This window comes from Pedobacter frigoris (assembly GCF_032678645.1).
Lineage (GTDB): Bacteria > Bacteroidota > Bacteroidia > Sphingobacteriales > Sphingobacteriaceae > Pedobacter > Pedobacter frigoris_A.
Window position 1 is genome coordinate 1,426,927 of sequence record NZ_JAVTSP010000001.1, and the last position, 18,286, is coordinate 1,445,212.

Annotated in this window: 19 protein-coding genes; 4 read left to right on the forward strand and 15 right to left on the reverse strand. The window is 37.1% G+C overall.

Features of this window, described 5'->3' with window-relative positions; genetic code table 11:
- Nucleotides 1-146: 146 nt before the first annotated feature.
- Nucleotides 147-695: a hypothetical protein gene (locus tag R2Q78_RS06245; protein ID WP_316789930.1), complete on the reverse strand. Its 549-nt coding sequence runs from the start codon at nt 693-695 to the stop codon at nt 147-149.
- Between the two features lie 4 nt (nt 696-699).
- Complete coding sequence (locus R2Q78_RS06250) at nt 700-1,179, reverse strand: sigma-70 family RNA polymerase sigma factor (RefSeq protein ID WP_316789931.1); 480 nt, start codon at nt 1,177-1,179, stop codon at nt 700-702.
- Between the two features lie 167 nt (nt 1,180-1,346).
- Between R2Q78_RS06250 and R2Q78_RS06255 the strand changes: the two genes are divergently transcribed.
- Complete coding sequence (locus R2Q78_RS06255) at nt 1,347-2,552, forward strand: MFS transporter (RefSeq protein WP_316789932.1); 1,206 nt, start codon at nt 1,347-1,349, stop codon at nt 2,550-2,552.
- 17 nt (nt 2,553-2,569) lie between these two features.
- Here the strand turns inward: R2Q78_RS06255 and R2Q78_RS06260 are convergent, their stop codons facing one another.
- Nucleotides 2,570-3,280 carry a DUF2071 domain-containing protein gene (locus tag R2Q78_RS06260; protein WP_316789935.1) on the reverse strand — a complete coding sequence of 237 codons (711 nt, stop codon included), beginning with the start codon at nt 3,278-3,280 and terminating at the stop codon, nt 2,570-2,572.
- A gap of 121 nt (nt 3,281-3,401) precedes the next feature.
- Here R2Q78_RS06260 and R2Q78_RS06265 point away from each other — a divergent pair, with 121 nt between their 5' ends.
- Both R2Q78_RS06265 and R2Q78_RS06270 read left to right on the forward strand, forming a co-directional pair.
- Entirely contained in the window at nt 3,402-4,040 is a 639-nt protein-coding gene (locus tag R2Q78_RS06265) for a DsbA family oxidoreductase (protein ID WP_316789936.1), read from the forward strand.
- A 177-nt stretch (nt 4,041-4,217) separates the two neighbouring features.
- The gene (locus R2Q78_RS06270; RefSeq protein WP_316789937.1) at nt 4,218-4,580 is read left to right on the forward strand and encodes a c-type cytochrome; all 363 of its coding nucleotides are present in this window, start codon (nt 4,218-4,220) and stop codon (nt 4,578-4,580) included.
- An 8-nt stretch (nt 4,581-4,588) separates the two neighbouring features.
- Here the strand turns inward: R2Q78_RS06270 and R2Q78_RS06275 are convergent, their stop codons facing one another.
- From R2Q78_RS06275 to R2Q78_RS06320, 10 genes are all read right to left on the reverse strand, one after another.
- On the reverse strand, nt 4,589-5,368 hold the full coding sequence (locus R2Q78_RS06275) for a tetratricopeptide repeat protein (RefSeq protein WP_316789938.1): 780 nt from the start codon (nt 5,366-5,368) through the stop codon (nt 4,589-4,591).
- The gene (locus R2Q78_RS06280) at nt 5,346-7,157 is read right to left on the reverse strand and encodes a BatD family protein (protein ID WP_316789939.1); all 1,812 of its coding nucleotides are present in this window, start codon (nt 7,155-7,157) and stop codon (nt 5,346-5,348) included. The genes R2Q78_RS06275 and R2Q78_RS06280 overlap by 23 nt, the downstream gene beginning before the upstream one ends.
- A 28-nt stretch (nt 7,158-7,185) precedes the next feature.
- Entirely contained in the window at nt 7,186-7,950 is a 765-nt protein-coding gene (locus R2Q78_RS06285; RefSeq protein WP_316789940.1) for a tetratricopeptide repeat protein, read from the reverse strand.
- Nucleotides 7,947-8,984: a VWA domain-containing protein gene (locus R2Q78_RS06290; RefSeq protein WP_316789942.1), complete on the reverse strand. Its 1,038-nt coding sequence runs from the start codon at nt 8,982-8,984 to the stop codon at nt 7,947-7,949. The genes R2Q78_RS06285 and R2Q78_RS06290 overlap by 4 nt, the downstream gene beginning before the upstream one ends.
- A 4-nt stretch (nt 8,985-8,988) precedes the next feature.
- Complete coding sequence (locus tag R2Q78_RS06295) at nt 8,989-9,993, reverse strand: VWA domain-containing protein (RefSeq protein ID WP_316789944.1); 1,005 nt, start codon at nt 9,991-9,993, stop codon at nt 8,989-8,991.
- Nucleotides 9,980-10,960: a hypothetical protein gene (locus tag R2Q78_RS06300; protein WP_316789945.1), complete on the reverse strand. Its 981-nt coding sequence runs from the start codon at nt 10,958-10,960 to the stop codon at nt 9,980-9,982. The genes R2Q78_RS06295 and R2Q78_RS06300 overlap by 14 nt, the downstream gene beginning before the upstream one ends.
- Nucleotides 10,961-10,964: 4 nt before the next feature.
- Nucleotides 10,965-11,840 (reverse strand): DUF58 domain-containing protein, encoded by an 876-nt coding sequence (locus tag R2Q78_RS06305; RefSeq protein WP_316789946.1) that lies wholly within the window; start codon nt 11,838-11,840, stop codon nt 10,965-10,967.
- Nucleotides 11,841-11,898: 58 nt separating this feature from the next.
- A complete protein-coding gene (locus tag R2Q78_RS06310) occupies nt 11,899-12,861 on the reverse strand; it encodes an AAA family ATPase (protein ID WP_410478479.1) in 963 nt (320 codons plus the stop codon).
- Between the two features lie 179 nt (nt 12,862-13,040).
- Nucleotides 13,041-14,747, reverse strand: a complete 1,707-nt coding sequence (locus R2Q78_RS06315) for an ArnT family glycosyltransferase (protein ID WP_316789950.1) — start codon at nt 14,745-14,747, stop codon at nt 13,041-13,043.
- A gap of 30 nt (nt 14,748-14,777) precedes the next feature.
- Nucleotides 14,778-15,233: a GtrA family protein gene (locus tag R2Q78_RS06320; RefSeq protein ID WP_316789952.1), complete on the reverse strand. Its 456-nt coding sequence runs from the start codon at nt 15,231-15,233 to the stop codon at nt 14,778-14,780.
- Nucleotides 15,234-15,267: 34 nt separating this feature from the next.
- On the opposite strand from R2Q78_RS06320, the gene R2Q78_RS06325 reads away from it, so the two are divergent.
- Nucleotides 15,268-16,590 (forward strand): HAMP domain-containing sensor histidine kinase, encoded by a 1,323-nt coding sequence (locus tag R2Q78_RS06325; RefSeq protein ID WP_316789954.1) that lies wholly within the window; start codon nt 15,268-15,270, stop codon nt 16,588-16,590.
- Between the two features lie 63 nt (nt 16,591-16,653).
- On the opposite strand, the gene R2Q78_RS06330 is transcribed toward R2Q78_RS06325, so the two are convergent.
- The gene (locus tag R2Q78_RS06330) at nt 16,654-17,580 is read right to left on the reverse strand and encodes a DUF5007 domain-containing protein (protein WP_316789956.1); all 927 of its coding nucleotides are present in this window, start codon (nt 17,578-17,580) and stop codon (nt 16,654-16,656) included.
- 18 nt (nt 17,581-17,598) lie between these two features.
- Nucleotides 17,599-18,279: a hypothetical protein gene (locus R2Q78_RS06335; RefSeq protein ID WP_316789958.1), complete on the reverse strand. Its 681-nt coding sequence runs from the start codon at nt 18,277-18,279 to the stop codon at nt 17,599-17,601.
- Nucleotides 18,280-18,286: the final 7 nt, after the last annotated feature.

Sequence of the window (18,286 nt, forward strand, 5' to 3'; positions counted from 1 at the left end):
TGCACATCTAGGGATATAATTATTTAGCTAACGATTAACTCTACCCGAACAGGAAGATTTATTTTCATTTTTTTTTAAAATAAATCTTCCTGTCTATTAATCATCCTCTACCATTCTGTAAATAAAACACTTAGACTTCAACATCATTATCCATTTCCAAAATCATCAATAGTTTGTCGAAGTAGTTTTAATCGTCTAACCCATATACCGCTAAGAATAAATATTTGTATCAGAAACAAAAAGATCACAACAGCTAATAAAAGATATTTTTCGGGTCCAAATCTGATGTTGTAGCTAAAAAAGCTGAGCAAGCCAACGGCGAATACAATTCTGAATATCACTGACAATATTGCAAACCGCTTCACTTTAGAAAAATAATTTTCCAATGAACTCAATATACTTCCGTCGTCAACTTGATGCTTTGCAAAATTATACCACGAAACATTATGAATCATAGAGATCAAAATAGACACTATCAATATTAGATTGATTAACAAAGGCTTTCGCTCACCGTCAAACATACTATAATAGCAAATGAGAAATGTAGTCCATCCCGCAATCTCAATAACCAACTGCCTCCTGATGCCTTTTAGGACAGGATGATTATTTTCTTTCAGCATTGCACTGAATTGTTCATTTGTTTTATCAGGAGTAGATATGTTCTTCCAATCTGACATTAGTTCATCTAGTTCCATGGTTTTATCTGATTAAGAGTTTTTGAATTTTATTTTTGATTCTGTTTAGCCTTACCCCTACATTATTTTCAGTAATGCCAATTACTTCAGCGATCTGCTTATAACTAAGTTCTTCAAAATACAACGTCACTATTGCCTTTTCACTGTCGTCCAGCTGTTTGAGCACCCTTAATAATTTTTCTTGTCGCTCAATCTGCTCCTCATTTTGATCTTCCTGAGTAACATCCGGCAGTATTGACGTGTATTCTATTACAGGTTTCTTTTTACGGAAGGAGGCTATCGCAGTGTTCAAAGCAATCCTGTACATCCAGGTAGTAATCTTCGCTTCACCCCTGAAAGTTAGCCAGGCTTTCCAAAGCTGATAAGTAATTTCCTGGAAGAGGTCTTCCTGATCTTCTTTACCATCGCGATAAAGCCTGCAGACCTTATGGATAATTCCCTGATGCAAATGCAACACCTTTAAGAATTCGTGATCATCCATCATCCTTTTTTATTGAAATATACATATAACCTTACTTTATTCTATAAGTAACAATAAGAACAAAATACTTACATAAAGCAGGATTTTATTTTATTACAATCTCATGTTCTAAAAGATTCCGGCAAAAGGATTTGTAAAAACTAACTTTGAACGCTCAAAACAACATCAACTTGAATCGCGAAAAAACATTAAAACAGCAACATCAGGGCATCTCTACAGTATTGGCATTTACACTGATTCCGCTCTCGGGTTTTGCAACAGATGTTTATATACCCTCTCTTCCCAGTATGGCTGCTGATCTTCAGGTAAGTGACATACAGGTACAGATGACACTCAGTTTATTCCTGATCAGCTATGGTATAGCACAGTTATTCGTTGGAAGCTTGCTGGATAGTTTTGGCAGATATAAGATCAATCTGATCAGCCTTATTATCTTCGCTTTAGCCAGTATAATTATCGCAAACACCTCGAGCATATATCTTATATATGCCATGCGAATTATCCATGGCATTACTGTAGGTGCTATTGTCGTGTCTAAAAGGGCCTTTTTTGTAGACGTATTTTCCGGGGATAAATTAAAACATTACCTCAGCATGTTTTCAATTATATGGGCTACCGCTCCGATCATTGCTCCTTTCGCAGGAGGTTATCTCCAAAATTATTTTGGATGGCAGGCTAATTTTTATTTCCTGGCAGGTTTTGCGATCATCATATTTATATTGGAATTCATGTTTAGCGGAGAAACGATAAAACAACGGATGCCTTTTAACCTGAAAATCATCAGTACCGTCTATCAGGAAATGATTAGCACGGCGAGCTTTACACTTGGGATTGTAATGCTGGGGTTATCGTACTCTATGGTCATGATTTACAATATGGCAGGCCCTTTTATCATAGAACACCAATTGGGACTTAGTCCGATAGTGGCTGGATATAGCTCGCTAATATTAGGTGCGGCAGTAATGCTTGGTGGTTTCATTGGCAAGTCAACTATAAACAAGCCCTTCAATAAAAAGCTGATCATCAACTTGAGCATACAGCTATTCTTTGGTATCATCATGTTTATATACACAGGCTTCGCAGCCACCTTATATTCTATGATTTTCTTTGCATTTATGATCCACGCCTGTTCAGGCTATACCTTCAATAGCTTTTTTACTTTTTGTCTGAGCAGATTCCCTAAAAATGCTGGAATTGCAAGCGGACTTACAGGGGGCATTAATTATGTAATTGTGTCTTTTTTAAGTTATGGCATCATACTCTTCATACCAGCCAAAGATCAATATCACCTAAACTATAGCTACATGATCCTGATTGCCCTTTCAGGAATTGTAATGTTCATCATCTTTAAAATGACGGGTAAAAAGATCAGTTAATCTTGTTCTATTCTTTTCTAAATAATGGTTCTCTTCTTCTCAACCGAAACTTCAGAACCTTCCGCAAGCATTAATGAAGATGGTTGCTGCTCGTTTAAAAATGCAAACGAAGTCCCGTAAACCAATCCAAAATCGACATTGATCTCAAAACCAGTTACCTTATATTGTGCCCATTTCGGATGTTTTACCTCATACTCATTGGTTTTGACATCACTATACCTTGCATACCCCCAATAATGTTCGGTTATAAATTCAGCTTCACTACCAGGAAGGATTTCCGATAAAGCTCTGTGTGCTTTGACTGCAAAACTCTGCCACTGATTTTTATACCTCCACTTGTAGATCACTTCGCGTTCTTCATCCAATTCTTTTAAGCTATGAGACATCGGCATTGCTTCATAATTTTCATTGTAAATTGTATTTGCTACCACAGACAAGGCAAATTTTGGAACAATTTCCTTGATAAAAACAACTCCCCTTTTCCAAACTCCATTGTCATTATATTTAACATAAAACCTAAGGTTTACCTCTTCAAAGTTTGCATGAAAGGGAATACTAAAACCAAGCAGTTTGGTGTTTTTAAATAAGAAACCGATCAGACTCACATAACAGGTATCATTCCACAAATCCAGTTCAGTCCCGGCAGGTAAATAAGGTGTCAGTAACTCTTTATCAATTGCATAATTAGCTATAGCTAATTTTCTCCATTCAGCAGTTAAAAAACTCATGATGTAAAATAGGAAAAAATAAACATTTATTAATCATTGATAAAGAACCAAAACATCACCCCAAAATCATAATCCTATAAATACCGGTACTTATAAAAGCTAAGCATCTACATTTGCCAACATGAAAGTAGACATCTGGTCGGACGTACGCTGTCCGTTTTGTTATATAGGAAAAAGAAAATTTGAAGCTGCATTACAACAATTTGAACATAAAGATCAGGTTGAAATTGAATGGCACAGCTTTGAATTGGATCCGAATGCTGAAACAATCGTTGGGGCCAATGCAGTAGATTACCTGGCCAACAGATACGGAAGATCGCGGGAATGGGCAGAAGAAATGCATCAGAATGTAACCCAAACAGCCGCAGAAGTCGGGCTGGATTTCCATCTTGACATTTCTGTTGTTGTCAATTCCTTCGATGCCCATAGGCTCATACAACTAGCGAAGACGGAAGGCTTGGGTGATCAGATAGAAGAGTGCTTATTTGATGCCTATTTTACAAAAGGAAAAGACATAAGTAATCATACCACCCTGATAGAAATTGGCACTTCCATCGGAATGGATCAATTAACTATTGAAACGATGCTAAAAAGCGCTGATTTTACAGATGAAGTACGCTATGATGAGCAAACTGCTCAAAATATAGGTGTAAGAGGTGTTCCATTTTTTGTATTTGATCAGAAAGTCGCCGTATCCGGTGCACAACCTCCTGAAACTTTCCTGGGGGCGATGAAACAGGCTTGGGAAATTAAAAAATAAAAGATGATAAAGAAATAATGAGTGGTACCATATTGCATAACTACCTTGGGTATTTTATATGTTATAAAACAATTTTAATACAGTAAACATTGCTTTTTTATCGTTACGATTTTTTATCTTGTTTTATCAAACACACGACCCATGCGATATAAAAAAACACTTACTTTATCATTCCTGATGATCACCGTAGGAATGCTAAGCGCATTTATGCCGAAGCAACAGGAACAAAAAGCGAAAAACCTAAAGGTTCTGCCAAAAAACATTAGCCATGAAGAGCTCGAAAAATTAATGCGGGGCTTTAATTCAGCGCTTGGGGTCAGATGTAATTTTTGCCATTCACCTCAAAAAGAGGATCCTAAAAAAATGGACTTTGCCAGCGATGAGAAAAAGGAAAAAGAAATTGCCAGAAACATGATGCGCATGACAGCAAAAATTAACAAGAAGTACTTCCACGATGAAAAAACAAAGGAAGGAAAAGCTCTTTTAGCAGTGTCATGTGTCACTTGTCACAATGGAAAAGCGGAACCAAAAGCGAACTGAAAAGTTCGCTAAATTTCTTTTACATCAGATAAAGTGATCCATCCGGTGTTGCCATTGGGAAGCTCGACTTCAATCCAATTTTGATTCTTATTTTTAATACTGACTTTAGTTCCCTCATGAATGACAAATAAGGTCTTTTGCGATGCATCCGGACCACTTTTAACATTCACCGTTCCTGCAAAAACAATAGCTTCCTGATGGCGGCTAAAATAAGCCTGTTGTATTTCAGACATTATAATGCTGAGTACTCCGATAAAAATCAGGCAAATTCCTGTATAGAATGCAGATTTCTTTATGGGAAGCGCCAGAGCAAATAAATAAACAATCAACAACAGAAACCCTAACGTAATAGTTACAATACCAAGTATAGACCACAAGGATACTGAGAAAAATAGCACAATACTTCTCCACCAGGTCGCAAGAAAAAATTCAGGAACTGGCTCAATTTTATCTGTGATCTTTAGGTTTGCCAACTGCAGATTAAGCTCAATATCCTCATCTCCTGGATTTAGTTTATGTGCCTTTTCATAGTTTAATATTGCTGAGGGCATATTACCCAATTTATAATTTGAATTGCCTATATTAAAATAAACCTCTGCAGATTCATAACCATCATCAAGCAGTTGCTGATAAGTTTTTAGCGCCCCTTCATAGTCAGCCTTTGCATATTCCTTATTGCCTTTTAAAAAAAAGTCCTCAGCTTTATTATTTCCCATTGAAAACAAAGGGAATCCAAGTACTAACAGTAGTAAACAGATATTATGTTTATGCATTTGTTTCGATCTCATTAATAATGGTTTTAGCTTTATCAAACACTTCTTTTTCTGAAATACCCGAAACCGGGGCATATCTTGCCATTTCACACAAATCTATGGTCTCAGACAATTGGTTTATAAACTCATCTTTTACCCCCTTGACTTTCAACTGAGAGGTAATATTTTCCTTGTTCAGATCAGCAGCCTCAATATTCAGCTTATCACTTAAATACCCATACAAACCTTTATAAATAGCTTCATAGAATAATTTCTTATCTCCCGACTGCAATTGTTTATTAGCGTTAGCCAAATGTTTATTAGCGATTTTATTTGCATTCCGGCTTTTTACAGCTATATAATCGCTGTTATTTTCACGATACCATTTGCGATATCCCAATGCAAATAGAAATAATACCGGACCGGCACCAAGCAGGACATAATATAAAGGGGAGCCATTAAATCCCTCGCCAGATCTGATCAGTTTGGGGGCGTCAGTCTTTATATATCGGATATCCTTAGCCAGAAGTTTAACATCCTGCTGCCCGCCTGAATAAGCAGTAACATTTGATCCAGGCGCACCTTTTGCTACCTTAAGATTAAATCCTTTAGAATTTAAGGTAACATATCGTTGCGTAGCAGGATTAAAATAAGAAAATTTAAATGGTGCTACAGCATAGTTTCCTTCATGTCTCGGGATTAACAAATAAGTAAAATCTCTATTTCCTGAAACACCGCTAATGGTTTCTGTAATTTTATCATTTACTTTAGGATCATATTTCTCAATATCAGCCGCCAGTGTAAGTTCGGGGGCTTTCAATAGTTTCAAGTTTCCTGATCCTGAAATTTTGATCGTATAGTTCAGAGATTCATTAGCTTTAAGTTCTGATCTATCTACAGCAGCCTCCATTGAGTAATTACCTACCGCTCCCTGAAAGCCCTCAGGTTTACCTGCTTCCGGCAAAGGTTTTACGTTTATAGTTACAGGCTGGCTTTTTATTTTTCGTTTTAAATCTTTGTAAGATCCGCCAAACATCATTTCAAACGGATCATTCGATGGAACGGGTACACGGACCAGAAAAGTCATCCCCAAAGGATCCAACGTAAGTTTTCCTGAGCGCTCAGGAAATAAAATGATCTGTTTTAATGTGGCAACACTATATTTAGTACCGTTAAGAATTTCCGTTTCCCATTGGACATTTGGGTTATTATTTTTAATCTCCTGGCTCCAGAAACCATTAAAATCAGGAAGCTTATCTAATGCATTATCTACGAGTTCAATGTTTGTATACAATTTATACGTTACTGCAAGCTGCTCACCCTGATAAACATTTGACTTATTGGTCACGGCCCTGATGAACAATCTCTTGGATATATCTACGTTGGCTGCGGCTTGAGAAACCTGAGGATCTGGTTGTCCGGATGTTCCTGATTGACCTTGTTGGGGCAGAGAAGCCCCCTTCACAACCTTCATCCTGATCGAGTTAGATCTTAACTGCTTACCATTCGCCTGAATTATTGCAGGTCCTATGGTGTAGTCTCCTGTTCTTTCTGCAACAAGTACATAGCTCAAGGACATACTCATAGAAGTATTCCCATTAATGGAAGTTACACTCGACGACTGATTTGGTCCACCTAAAACTTGAAAACCCCTAAAATCAGGCGGACTAAATTTTTCTATGTTACCATTTACTGTGAAACTAACCTCAAATTGTTCTCCCGTACCCACTGGATTTCTACTGACTGTTGCTGTAATTTTAATGGGATCATTGGCCAGCAAAAGATTGCTCCACAGCAATAAAAACGTTAATATATAATGTTTCATTTTGTCCAAAATAACAAATACTTTTTACTTACCAATCTTTAATGATGCGACCTTTTACACCTTTAGCTTTTTTATTTTTAAGCTTGTCCTGCGTATTTTTCTCTTCATTATTCAGGGCCTCAAGCATACGCTCTGCGTCGTCCTTAGATAGTTTATCAGGTTGTGGCTTCTGACCATTTTGCTGATCATCTTTATTTTTATCTTTTTGATCCTTGTCCTTCTGATCCTGGTCTTTTTTATCTTTATCCTGCTTATCCTTATCTTGCTTATCCTTGTCCTGTTGATCTTTATTTTGATCCTTCTTATCCTGATCTTTTTTATTCTTGTCTTTATTCTTGTCGTTCTTTTTTTGCTGATCCTGCTGTTGTTTCAGTTTTTCCTGTGCATAAGCCAGGTTATACCTGGTTTGATCGTCCTTAGGGTTATTAATCAGCGATTTTTTATACGCATCAATACTTTCTTCAAGCTTCTTGGATTCCAAAAGAGAATTCCCCAAATTATGATATGCCTTTGCTTTCACTGCTCTATCGTTTGAAGAACCAGCAATTTCTGTAAATTTCTGAATGGCAGTATCAAACTTCTTTTGTTTGTACAATGCATCTCCTAAATTGAAATTACCTTCAACAGATTGTTTTGAATGTTCTACAGATTGTCTGTAACTTTTTTCTGCTTCAGCAAATTTTTGCTGCTCATATAACTTATTGCCATTATGAACATACTTTTTCTCCTTTTGTGCAAAAAGCACAAATCCCTGTAGCATAATGCAAATGATAACTATTATTCGCTTCATCATTTTTTCACTTCAAACAAGTTCACTTCACTTAATTTCAGGTTTTTCCTGCTGGAAATAAAGAACTCCAGCACTAACAATAAAAATGCAAGTCCGAGAAAAAATTGAAATCTGTCTTCATAGTTCTTAAACACTTTACTGTCATATGTTTTCTTCTGCATTTTATCTATCTGATCCCTAACAATGTTCAATCCGCTATTTGCATTGGTTGCTCTCACATAAACTCCATTCCCTGCGGTCGCAATTTCCTTACACATTTCTTCATTCAGTTTACTCAGTACAGTCTTCCCGTTTTCATCGGTATGAAATCCAACAGGACTGCCATTTTTATAAATCGGAATGGGTGCCCCCTCCGGCAGTCCGAGACCTATTACATGTACTGAAACGTCTTTAGCTATTGCATTTTTTGTAGCGGCTAAAGCATCATCTTCGTGATTTTCACCGTCCGTCATGAGGATCATCGCTTTACTGGTACCATTCACAAAATCAAATGACTTCATTCCCATATCTATTGCAGCTCCTATAGCCGTACCCTGTGTTGGTACTATACTGGTGTTGATGTTATTGAGGAATAGTTTGGCTGCAGAATAATCTGTAGTAATTGGCAATTGTACATAGGCCTCACCTGCGAAAATAATGATACCAATGCGATCGTTGTGCAAGTTGTCAATCAATTGCGAGATTGCCCGTTTCGCATTTTCCAATCGGCTCGGAGCGAGATCACCTGCCATCATACTATTTGATACATCCAGCAAGATCATCAGGTCAGACCCGCTTTTCTTTCCCTCTTCTATTTTTGTCCCGATCTGCGGATCGGCAAGACCCACAATCAGTGCGCTATAGGCAATTAAAAATAACGTAAACTTCAGGACTGGTCTGCTGAAAGAAACCTCCGGAATCATTTTCCTCACTGTTTCTCTATCGCCCAAAGAGTCCAATGCTTTTTTCTTCCATCTTCTGATCATCAAAAAAATGATCAGTAATAAAGGAACTCCGGCAAGGCCCCATAAAAATTCCGTATATGCAAAACGTAACATATGATTAAGTTAGTGCTCCTTTAAAAAATGTATTTCTTAATGTAAACTCCAATAGTAAAAACACCAGTGCCAATATCGCAAATGGCAAGAACCGTTCTGTTTTTTTATGATACTGAGTTACCGCAATTTTTGCTTTTTCCAACTGGTCGATCTGCTGGTAAATCGCTTTTAATTTTTCGTTATTTGTAGCTCTGAAATATTTTCCTCCGGTGATCTTTGCAATATTACTCAATACGCCCTCGTCGATAGTAACGGGAACTTTCTGATATTGGATACCAAAAGGCGTCTTTACCGGATATGGAGCATACCCTCTTGTTCCAACACCAACCGTATACACCCTTACATTCATTTGCTTTGCAATTTCAGCAGCGGTAACTGGAGGTATGGAACCTGTTGTATTTGAACCGTCAGTAAGTAATATAATTACTTTGCTTTTGGCTTCGCTTTCCTTTAATCGATTTACAGCAGTTGCTAATCCCATTCCTATTGCCGTACCATCATCTATCATTCCATTATTAATGTCCTTGAACAAGTTAATAAGTACATCATGGTCTATAGTAAGGGGACATTGAGTAAAGCTTTCTCCGCTAAAAACTACCAGCCCAATACGGTCATTTGGTCTGTCTTTTATAAAATCTATGGCAATATTTTTACCTGCCTCTAAACGATTTGGCTTCAAATCTTCCGCAAGCATACTTCCTGAAATATCTGTAGCAATCACAATATCAATCCCCTCTGTTGTTGAATCTTGCCAGCTCAAGGCAGACTGGGGTCTCGCCAGTGCAAAAATCAGGGCAACCAACGCAAGTGATCTAAATACAATACTATAATGTCTTAGATGGCTTAATTTGCTTCTTTTAGCTTTTAAAAAACCTTGTACAGAAGACATTTTAAGAGTACCCTGAAGTCTTCCATTCCGCCAGAAGTACCATCCAACCACTAAAGGGATAATGATCAATAACCAAAAGAATCCAGGATTGGCAAATTCGATTCCGCTAAACAGTTTCATTTCGTTGATCAGTTTTATTTTCAGCTATCGGACTCAACACACTTGTATGCGTAACAAACCTAATTGCATTGTCCATACTCAATTCATTCTCTGTATTTAATGGAGTGGCCTTCGCAAATTTCACCAAATCGGCCAGCAACAATACCTGTCGGAGCATATTTCTATCCTCCTCTTTAATTTCCGTAAATTTCAATCCTGATAGGATTTCATCTGAAGTCTGCTCAAGCGCGTTGATCCCATATCTTTTTTCCAGATATTCACGAATAACATCACTGAGTTCACTGTGATACTGCTTAACAGCATCCTGTTGCCATAATTTCTTATTTCTAAGTTCCTTCAATTTTTCTATCGCAATAAGATGTGGCGGTACAGCAGGTTTTTCGGGTACTGCCAGTACCGGCTTAACCTTTTGCATTTTCTTGAAATAGTATAGGATTCCTCCAAGCATAAACAAACAAACAGCAGCAAACACCACCCAATGCCAGTTATCCCTTAACCAGTCCATAAAAGTATAAGATACAGCTATAGGCTGCTTAATATCAAATATAGCTTTGGTTGTATCAACCTTTACCCCCTTCACTTCCAGAGGTATCGAGATCGTATTGAAGCTTGCACTTTTAGTTGTAAATGCAAATGAAGGGATTATCTGGATACCTGCATCAAATGAAGTAATTACATAAGACCTGCTTATCGTATGAACGGCAGGATTAGATGCATCCTTAAGCGTATCCGTTTTACCAATCTCAACAATCTGTATTTTTGAAGAGATGGTATCTGTAAGAGCTGGAAAGCTAAGCTGTTCGGCAACTGGCAATCTTGCTATTAAACGCAATACTGTCTGATCACCCAAAGCAATGGTGCTTTTATCGAGTTTCGCTTCTACCGTAACTTGTTGTGCATATCCCTGACCAATAAAGCAGGTTAAACACAAAAGTAAACACCAGCAAAAATTAAAATATTGTTTCATGTTCCTACCTTCTGGCTTCCCGTTTTTTAAATAATGTCATCAATGGTTTCACATACGATTGATGCGTCCCTATTTTTGTAAAGTCCACTCCAGATTTTTTGAAAAGATTATCCAATCGGCCATTTCTTTCCAAAGCAGCTGTTTTAAAAGCATGACGTATTTTTTCATCGGCAGTATTGATCCATTCAATTTGGCCTGTTTCCTCATCCTGCACAGGAATCAGCCCCAGATTAGGAAATTCTTCTTCATGGATATCAAATATTCTCAATGCTACCAGATCATGTTTTCGATTGGCTATCTTAAGTTCATTCTCAAAAGTATCACTCATGAAATCGGAGATTAAAAAAGCTGTGGATCTCTTTTTTATAGCACTATTAAAGTACTGTAATGCCTGAGCTATATTAGTACCCTTATGTTCTGGTTTAAAATTAATCAGTTCCCTGATGATCATCAATATATGCCCTCTGCCCTTTTTAGGCGGTATAAACTTCTCTACCTGATCACTAAAAAACAGAACACCTACCTTATCATTATTTTGTATTGCTGAGAAAGCAAGAACTGCGCACAGTTCAGTCACCAGATCTTGCTTTTGCTGGGTTTGAGTTCCAAAGCTTTTCGATCCGCTTACGTCAACCAACAGCATTACAGTCATCTCTCTTTCTTCATCAAATACCTTTACATAAGGGTGATTGAAACGGGCGGTCACATTCCAGTCAATCGTACGGATCTCGTCACCCATCTGGTATTCACGAACCTCACTAAAAGCCATACCCCTGCCTTTAAAAGCAGAATGATATTCTCCGGAAAAAATCTGATTGCTCAACCCACGCGTCTTAATTTCAATCTTTCTTACTTTTTTTAAGAGATCTTTAGTATCCATATTTAATATCTGAATGAAATTATACTGGCCATATAGAAAATTCTAAAAAGAATTAATATTAAGGTACTTCAACAGCATTTAATATCCCCGTAATGATAGTTTCAGTGGTGATATCTTCGGCTTCAGCTTCATAAGTAAGGCCTATTCTATGGCGCAACACATCATGACAAACCGCCCGTACATCCTCCGGAATTACATAACCTCTTCTCTTAATAAAGGCATAAGCTTTCGAAGCCAGGGCAATATTGATACTTGCTCTAGGAGATGCACCAAAACTGATCAGATTTTTATAATCAGCTAGTTTATATTGATCAGGAAAACGTGTTGCAAAAACGATATCAATAATATATTGCTCTATTTTTTCATCCATATAGACCTCTCTCACTACTTTTCTAGCCCTTATGATATCGTCCGGATGAAGTATTGCATTTGGTTTAGCCATTCCCTCTGGCGCTATATTCGCCCGCATAATTCTTTTTTCTTCCTCTTTTTTGGGATAGCCAAGTACCACTTTCAGCATAAAACGGTCTACCTGCGCTTCTGGAAGTGGATAAGTACCCTCTTGTTCTATTGGATTCTGTGTTGCCAATACCAGGAAGGGTTTAGGGAGCGGAAAAGTACTGTCTCCGATCGTCACCTGACGTTCCTGCATTGCCTCCAGCAAAGCACTTTGTACTTTTGCGGGTGCACGATTAATCTCGTCGGCAAGAATAAAATTAGAGAACAAAGGGCCCTTTCTTACTACAAATTCCTCTTTTTTCTGGTTGTAGATCATAGTTCCCAATAAATCAGCAGGTAATAAGTCGGGCGTAAACTGGATCCGGCTAAATCCTGCATCTATTGTTTTTGCAAGTGTGTTAATAGCAAGTGTTTTTGCAAGTCCGGGCACGCCTTCCAGCAAAATATGCCCATCTGCCAATAGACCTATCAGCAAACGCTCTACCATATAACGCTGGCCTACAATCACTTTATCCATTTCAATAAAAAGGAGATCTATAAACGCACTCTCCTTCTGTATCATTTCATTCAAAGCACGGATATCAGTTCCGTATGATGAACGCTCAGTCATGTTTGTTTCTTCCATTTTTGGACCTAATTTTTATTTGCGAAAATTAGACAAACGTTAATTTTCTCGCAAATGCCAGCGGCATAGTTTAGTGTTAAAATATGTTAAATTATTTAAGTAGGGATCAGCTAGAGTTATTTTACATCCGCAGTAATCATACCGCTGTTCCGCCCACCTGAAAAAGGTTCAGTTCTAAGGGAGAAAATCAGTTTATACTTTCCTGGTTCTTCCGGGATCTTCATCATGCCACCTACGCGTACTGTAGCATTGGGCGCAATGATAAGCTGAGAAACATCTGCTGTAAATGTCTTAAAATAAACAAAGTTTCCGTCCTTTTTAAAGCCATATTCCAGAAAACACTTCCATTCTTCGCCTGCATTACCAAGAGAGACTGGCTCATGATACGGATTGGTAATTTCTAAGGTTACCTTCTTTGTTTCACCTCTTTTCCAAGCCTCCGGAACCTCTGAAAGATTTATCGCAATTTTTTGATACGTTCTCACTTTATTAATCCAGACACCATAGAACATTCCTTTATCCGTAGCAATAGTGTCTTGCTTGACATGATCTCCATGACTCTGAGACAATACATAATATGCTTTTCTGTTTCTTATGCTATCTTCCAAAGGCCAGATATCATACTGATTTTTTCTGTAGTACCTGCTGTCATACCCAAATCCCTTAGTACTGTAAGTATAATAATTATATCGGGACGGAACCTGAAATGAATCGGTAAATATAACCGGGAATGTTCCTGCCTTCTCCTTAATCTGAGCTGCCCATTGCTTAGTGCCGAAATAATATGCAACAACTTTGACTTTCATCAATGCATCAATAGGAAAAACAAGGATTAGCCTTACGGCAATAATGAGCACAATATTTACAATTGCGAGATAATTAAACCACCTGGGAACAGGTTTACGTCCTATTTCTATATAAGCTAGAATAAATAAGCAAAGCATCGCTGGCAAAGTCCAATGTGCTTCTACTCTTCCTTTAAAGGTACTGAACAGAAAAAAGACAAATATTCCGTAAAAATTAAATTTAATAGCTTTAATGAAGGCATCAGAAGATTTAAGTTGTACTGCAGATTTATAAAGAAACCATCCTACCAACGGACCCGCAAGTGCGAGTTGTGCCAGTACGTATTCAGATGTAAATTTAAATTTATAAAAATCGGCATTCCTGTCTATTACATGATAATAAAAGGATGGATAATTATTGTCAATCTGCCATATAATATGTGGTAAAAATGCAACAATTGAAACCACCACAATCAGCCAGAAAGAAGGTCTCCTTAATAATTTAAAATTGGACAGAATGGTGAAAAAGAGCACCAATATACCGTGGTATTTGCTGTAAAGAAGACAAGCTATTATCAAAGCGAGCAACAATGCCCATTTTACTTTATCTTCTTCAGCATACCGCTGGTAAACATAAAAAAACAATACAGTGAAAAAGAACAGTGGTGAATCGGGCGTAGTGATGAAGCCGTATACATGAAACAAAACGACTGCGCTAAATAATAAAGCAAAAAGTTTAAAATTTTGTGTGTATCTGCTGACAGTCTTCCATAATAGATAAACAGAAAGCGTACTCGTGATAATAGTAATTAATCTAAGACCCAAGGAATTGTGGAACAAAGTATCTCCCAATTTTATAAACACAGCTACCATTGGAGGATGATCAAAATATCCCCAGTCCAAAAAGCGGGAATACATCCAATAATAAGCCTCATCAGCATGTAATTCAACGAAAGCAGCTTGTATAATATTAATTATCGCCCAGAACACTAAAAAAAATAATAGCAGTTGTTCCGAACTTCTCTTTGTTTGCAACATGAAATAGAGTTTTATGCGTTAAAAATAGGATTATCCCGTGAAAGTATACAGGTAGTTAGCAAAGAAGTTCCACAAGGATACAATTACAATGGCGCAAGCCTTCGCAAAATAGAAGTTCCATTTCAACTTATCGTTCAACAAATAAATCAAAATATTACTCAATGCAAGCCCGACAAGTGAAATCACAAAAAATTTCCCAAACTGGATAATTGTTGCAGGATTATGATTATTAAAAGTCCAGTAGCGATTGAGGGTATAATTTGTACCGGTTGCAACAACAAAGCCTAATGAACTCGAAATGTATTTGTGAATTTTAAGCTTCTCCTTGCATATCCAGGTTATGCTAAAATCCACGATAAGTCCTGAAAAACCAACTACACCAAATTTTAAAAACTTAAATAAAAAAGCGTCATTAAACTTGATGGCTAGAATTGGGATCATAAATAGTACTTTCAACAAAAATAAGATATTAATATAGAAGTTCATTTCCTTTATTTAATTTTACGTTTAAAAACGCAAATTGTTCCATCTCTATAAATACAAAACACCAGATAAGTATTCTGTTGACTTTAAAGAAACCTATAGCTACATAAATATCAGGCATATTAAGGTTTTAAGTACAGTTCTATTGTGCATTGCATCAGCAATTAGACTCGCTTCTTTCTTTTTTTACGAAGATATTATCACAATACCCAGATATGCAGAATACAGTCTGAGTAACATTATACAGATCAGCGGTTCGTTTCTATTTCTAATGTTATCCAGTCTGGCACTAAAAAATCCTAAACTAAGTGCTTTTAAAAAGAATGCACTCATCCTTCTTTTTACCTTGTTTTTATTAAGCGTATGTTATAGTGTTAGCTATATTTTTTCGACACATAATACCAAAAACAACCTTTCCGTTGTACTGATTGGAATCGTAATGATAAGTATATTTTTTGCATTGGAACTTATCTACATTACCATTACAGCCCTGTTTATAGTATTTTTATTCGCAATAACAATAAGTTTTACAAGTCTGAATACCCAACAGATATTTTTAAATATTTCCACGTCCGGAATACTTGCCTTCGTATTGTTTACCTGCTCCCGATATGGTTATTATTTTAAATCACAACATTTCATACAATTAAAAGAGCTTGAAGAAAGAAATGAAGAAATACAAAACCTAAATCATCAAAAAGGTGAAATACTTGGTTTTGTTGCACATGACCTTAGAAATCCGCTCAACAATATTGAAGCACTCAGCACGCTTATTCTCACCGAAGAAGGTCATCCTGACACGACAGAGGTACAACTGATATTGAATTCCGCCCAGCACGCAAAACACATTATTAATGACCTTATCGAAGTAGTTCAGGAAAAAAAAGCAGCACTAAAAGTTCAGGAAGTCGAATTGATCGGATTTCTAAAAGGTATTCAAAATACATGGCTGACAAATACAGACAGAACAAGAATAATCAATCTCAATACCGATCAAAACTCGATATCCGTAAACATCAATCCTTCAAAATTCACAAGGGTAATAGATAATTTAATCGGAAATGCAATCAAATTTTCGCCATCAAACACTCCTGTAAATATTGAAGCACATACAAAGCAAGGAAAAGTTGAAATCCGTATATCTGATTTTGGAATAGGCATTCCAGAGAGCTTAAAGTTCTTATTATTTGATCAATTTTCAAAAGCAGGAAGAACAGGTCTCAACGGCGAAAAGTCAATGGGCCTTGGTCTCCACATTTCAAAAGATATTATAGAACAACATCTTGGCAACTTAACGGTCGAAAGTGAAGAAAATAAAGGAACAACCTTTATAATTTCAATTCTTCCGGCTGCAATATAAATTAAGAATGCCCACCGAAATCCATCGATGGGCATAAGGGGATATTTAAGTATTAATTGAGGGCTAGTAATTTAGCTTAATGGTAACTTCCCAAACACCTTCCTTCAAAATGGCCATAGTAAACCAATAGTTAAAATAAGATCCATTCACACTTCCGTTATTGTACATATCTATCGTTAAAACCTGACCTGCAACAAATGGAAGGGGGAATCCAGCTATTTCAAGTTCAAGCCTGTCTGGAAACTCAGTATATTTCGTCGGATTACTCAGACCAAGGTTATGCCAGTCCTTTAAATCAGGAGCTGCAGCGGTACCGTAATCATATCCAAGCAGTTCTTTTGGATTAATGGCAACCCCATCTTTATTGAAGGTACGCACAGTGATCCTGTTACCTGTATTTTCCAGTCTTTTGAAAGAAACGTCAATGCTGCTTACTTTACCATCAACTCCTGAAAATCTGTAAAAATATGGAGGGGAATAAGTGACATTAATGGTTAATGCAGCTTTGATAATCCGCTCTTCCGCTTTATTTTTAACCTTTACATCAATAATGTACTTGCCCTTTGTCAACTGCAGACTGTCGGTAGATTCAGGGTAAATGAGGATATTTCCATTCTCAGGATTGATATCAATAGCCGGACGGGTTACTTTAACACGCTTGACATCAAGCTCCTGATTCGTTTTCTCCTTACTGGTATATTCTGCATTCCAAAAATAAGTCTCTACTTTATAGTCCATCACCTTCGTTGCTAATGTACCATCAGCATAGCGGATAGCATCTATACTGAATTCAAGAGGTTTTGTCGACTCGTCTGTAGTCATTGCCCCTGACTGTATCAGACTTGCACCCACTGCAGCGTTGATACTTGTATTCGGATACTTTATTGCCGGACTTAAAAATCCTTCTTTATTATCTTTTTTACATGAAACGATCAAAAGAGCTGACAGCATCATGAAAGGAGTAATTTTTTTTATGATTGTTTTCATCATCTTATAGATTAAAAGTTATTAATTATCACTTACCCTGAAATACTTCAGTTTCAATCCCGCACTAAAATTTCCATTTCTGTTCAGCACATGAACCCTTGCATTTGAAGTAATTAAATTGTGAGTTTGAATAGACGAAGTATAATTTATAGAATCTACATTTTTAATCTTACGGTGTTCATAATCCATATAGTAAGCAGATGTCTGAATAGAGCTTCCTGCATTGATACCACCACCTCTACCATAAACATTTAGACTATCGCCATTGTTATCTTTATAGTATTTAAGCTTATCAACAACAGCCTGCTCCAACGTAACTCTGTTGCCAGGAATAATAAATCGCTTCAGCAGCATTCTAAGTGTATCTACTCCTATTTTAGCCAGTGGCCTGGGAGCTTGCCTGTCAGACGGGGTAAACCGGCGCTGGAACCTCATGATAGCATCATTCGGTGAAGCAAAGAATGTGATGTTAGCTTGGTTCACCAGATCTTTTGCATTAGCCAGATCTATAACCTTTACTAATGAATCAAACACATGATTCGGCCTGCTCGCCAAAAAATCATACGTAGTCATGTTCTTCTCTGCGTCAGATTGCTGAGAAAGCCCGCCGTCCATATAGTAGTCTTTCTTTTTACATGCCGCCACAATTAATGTAATGGCAACTGTTAAAAGAGTTATCGTTTTAAATGAAGTACTTTTCATATTAATA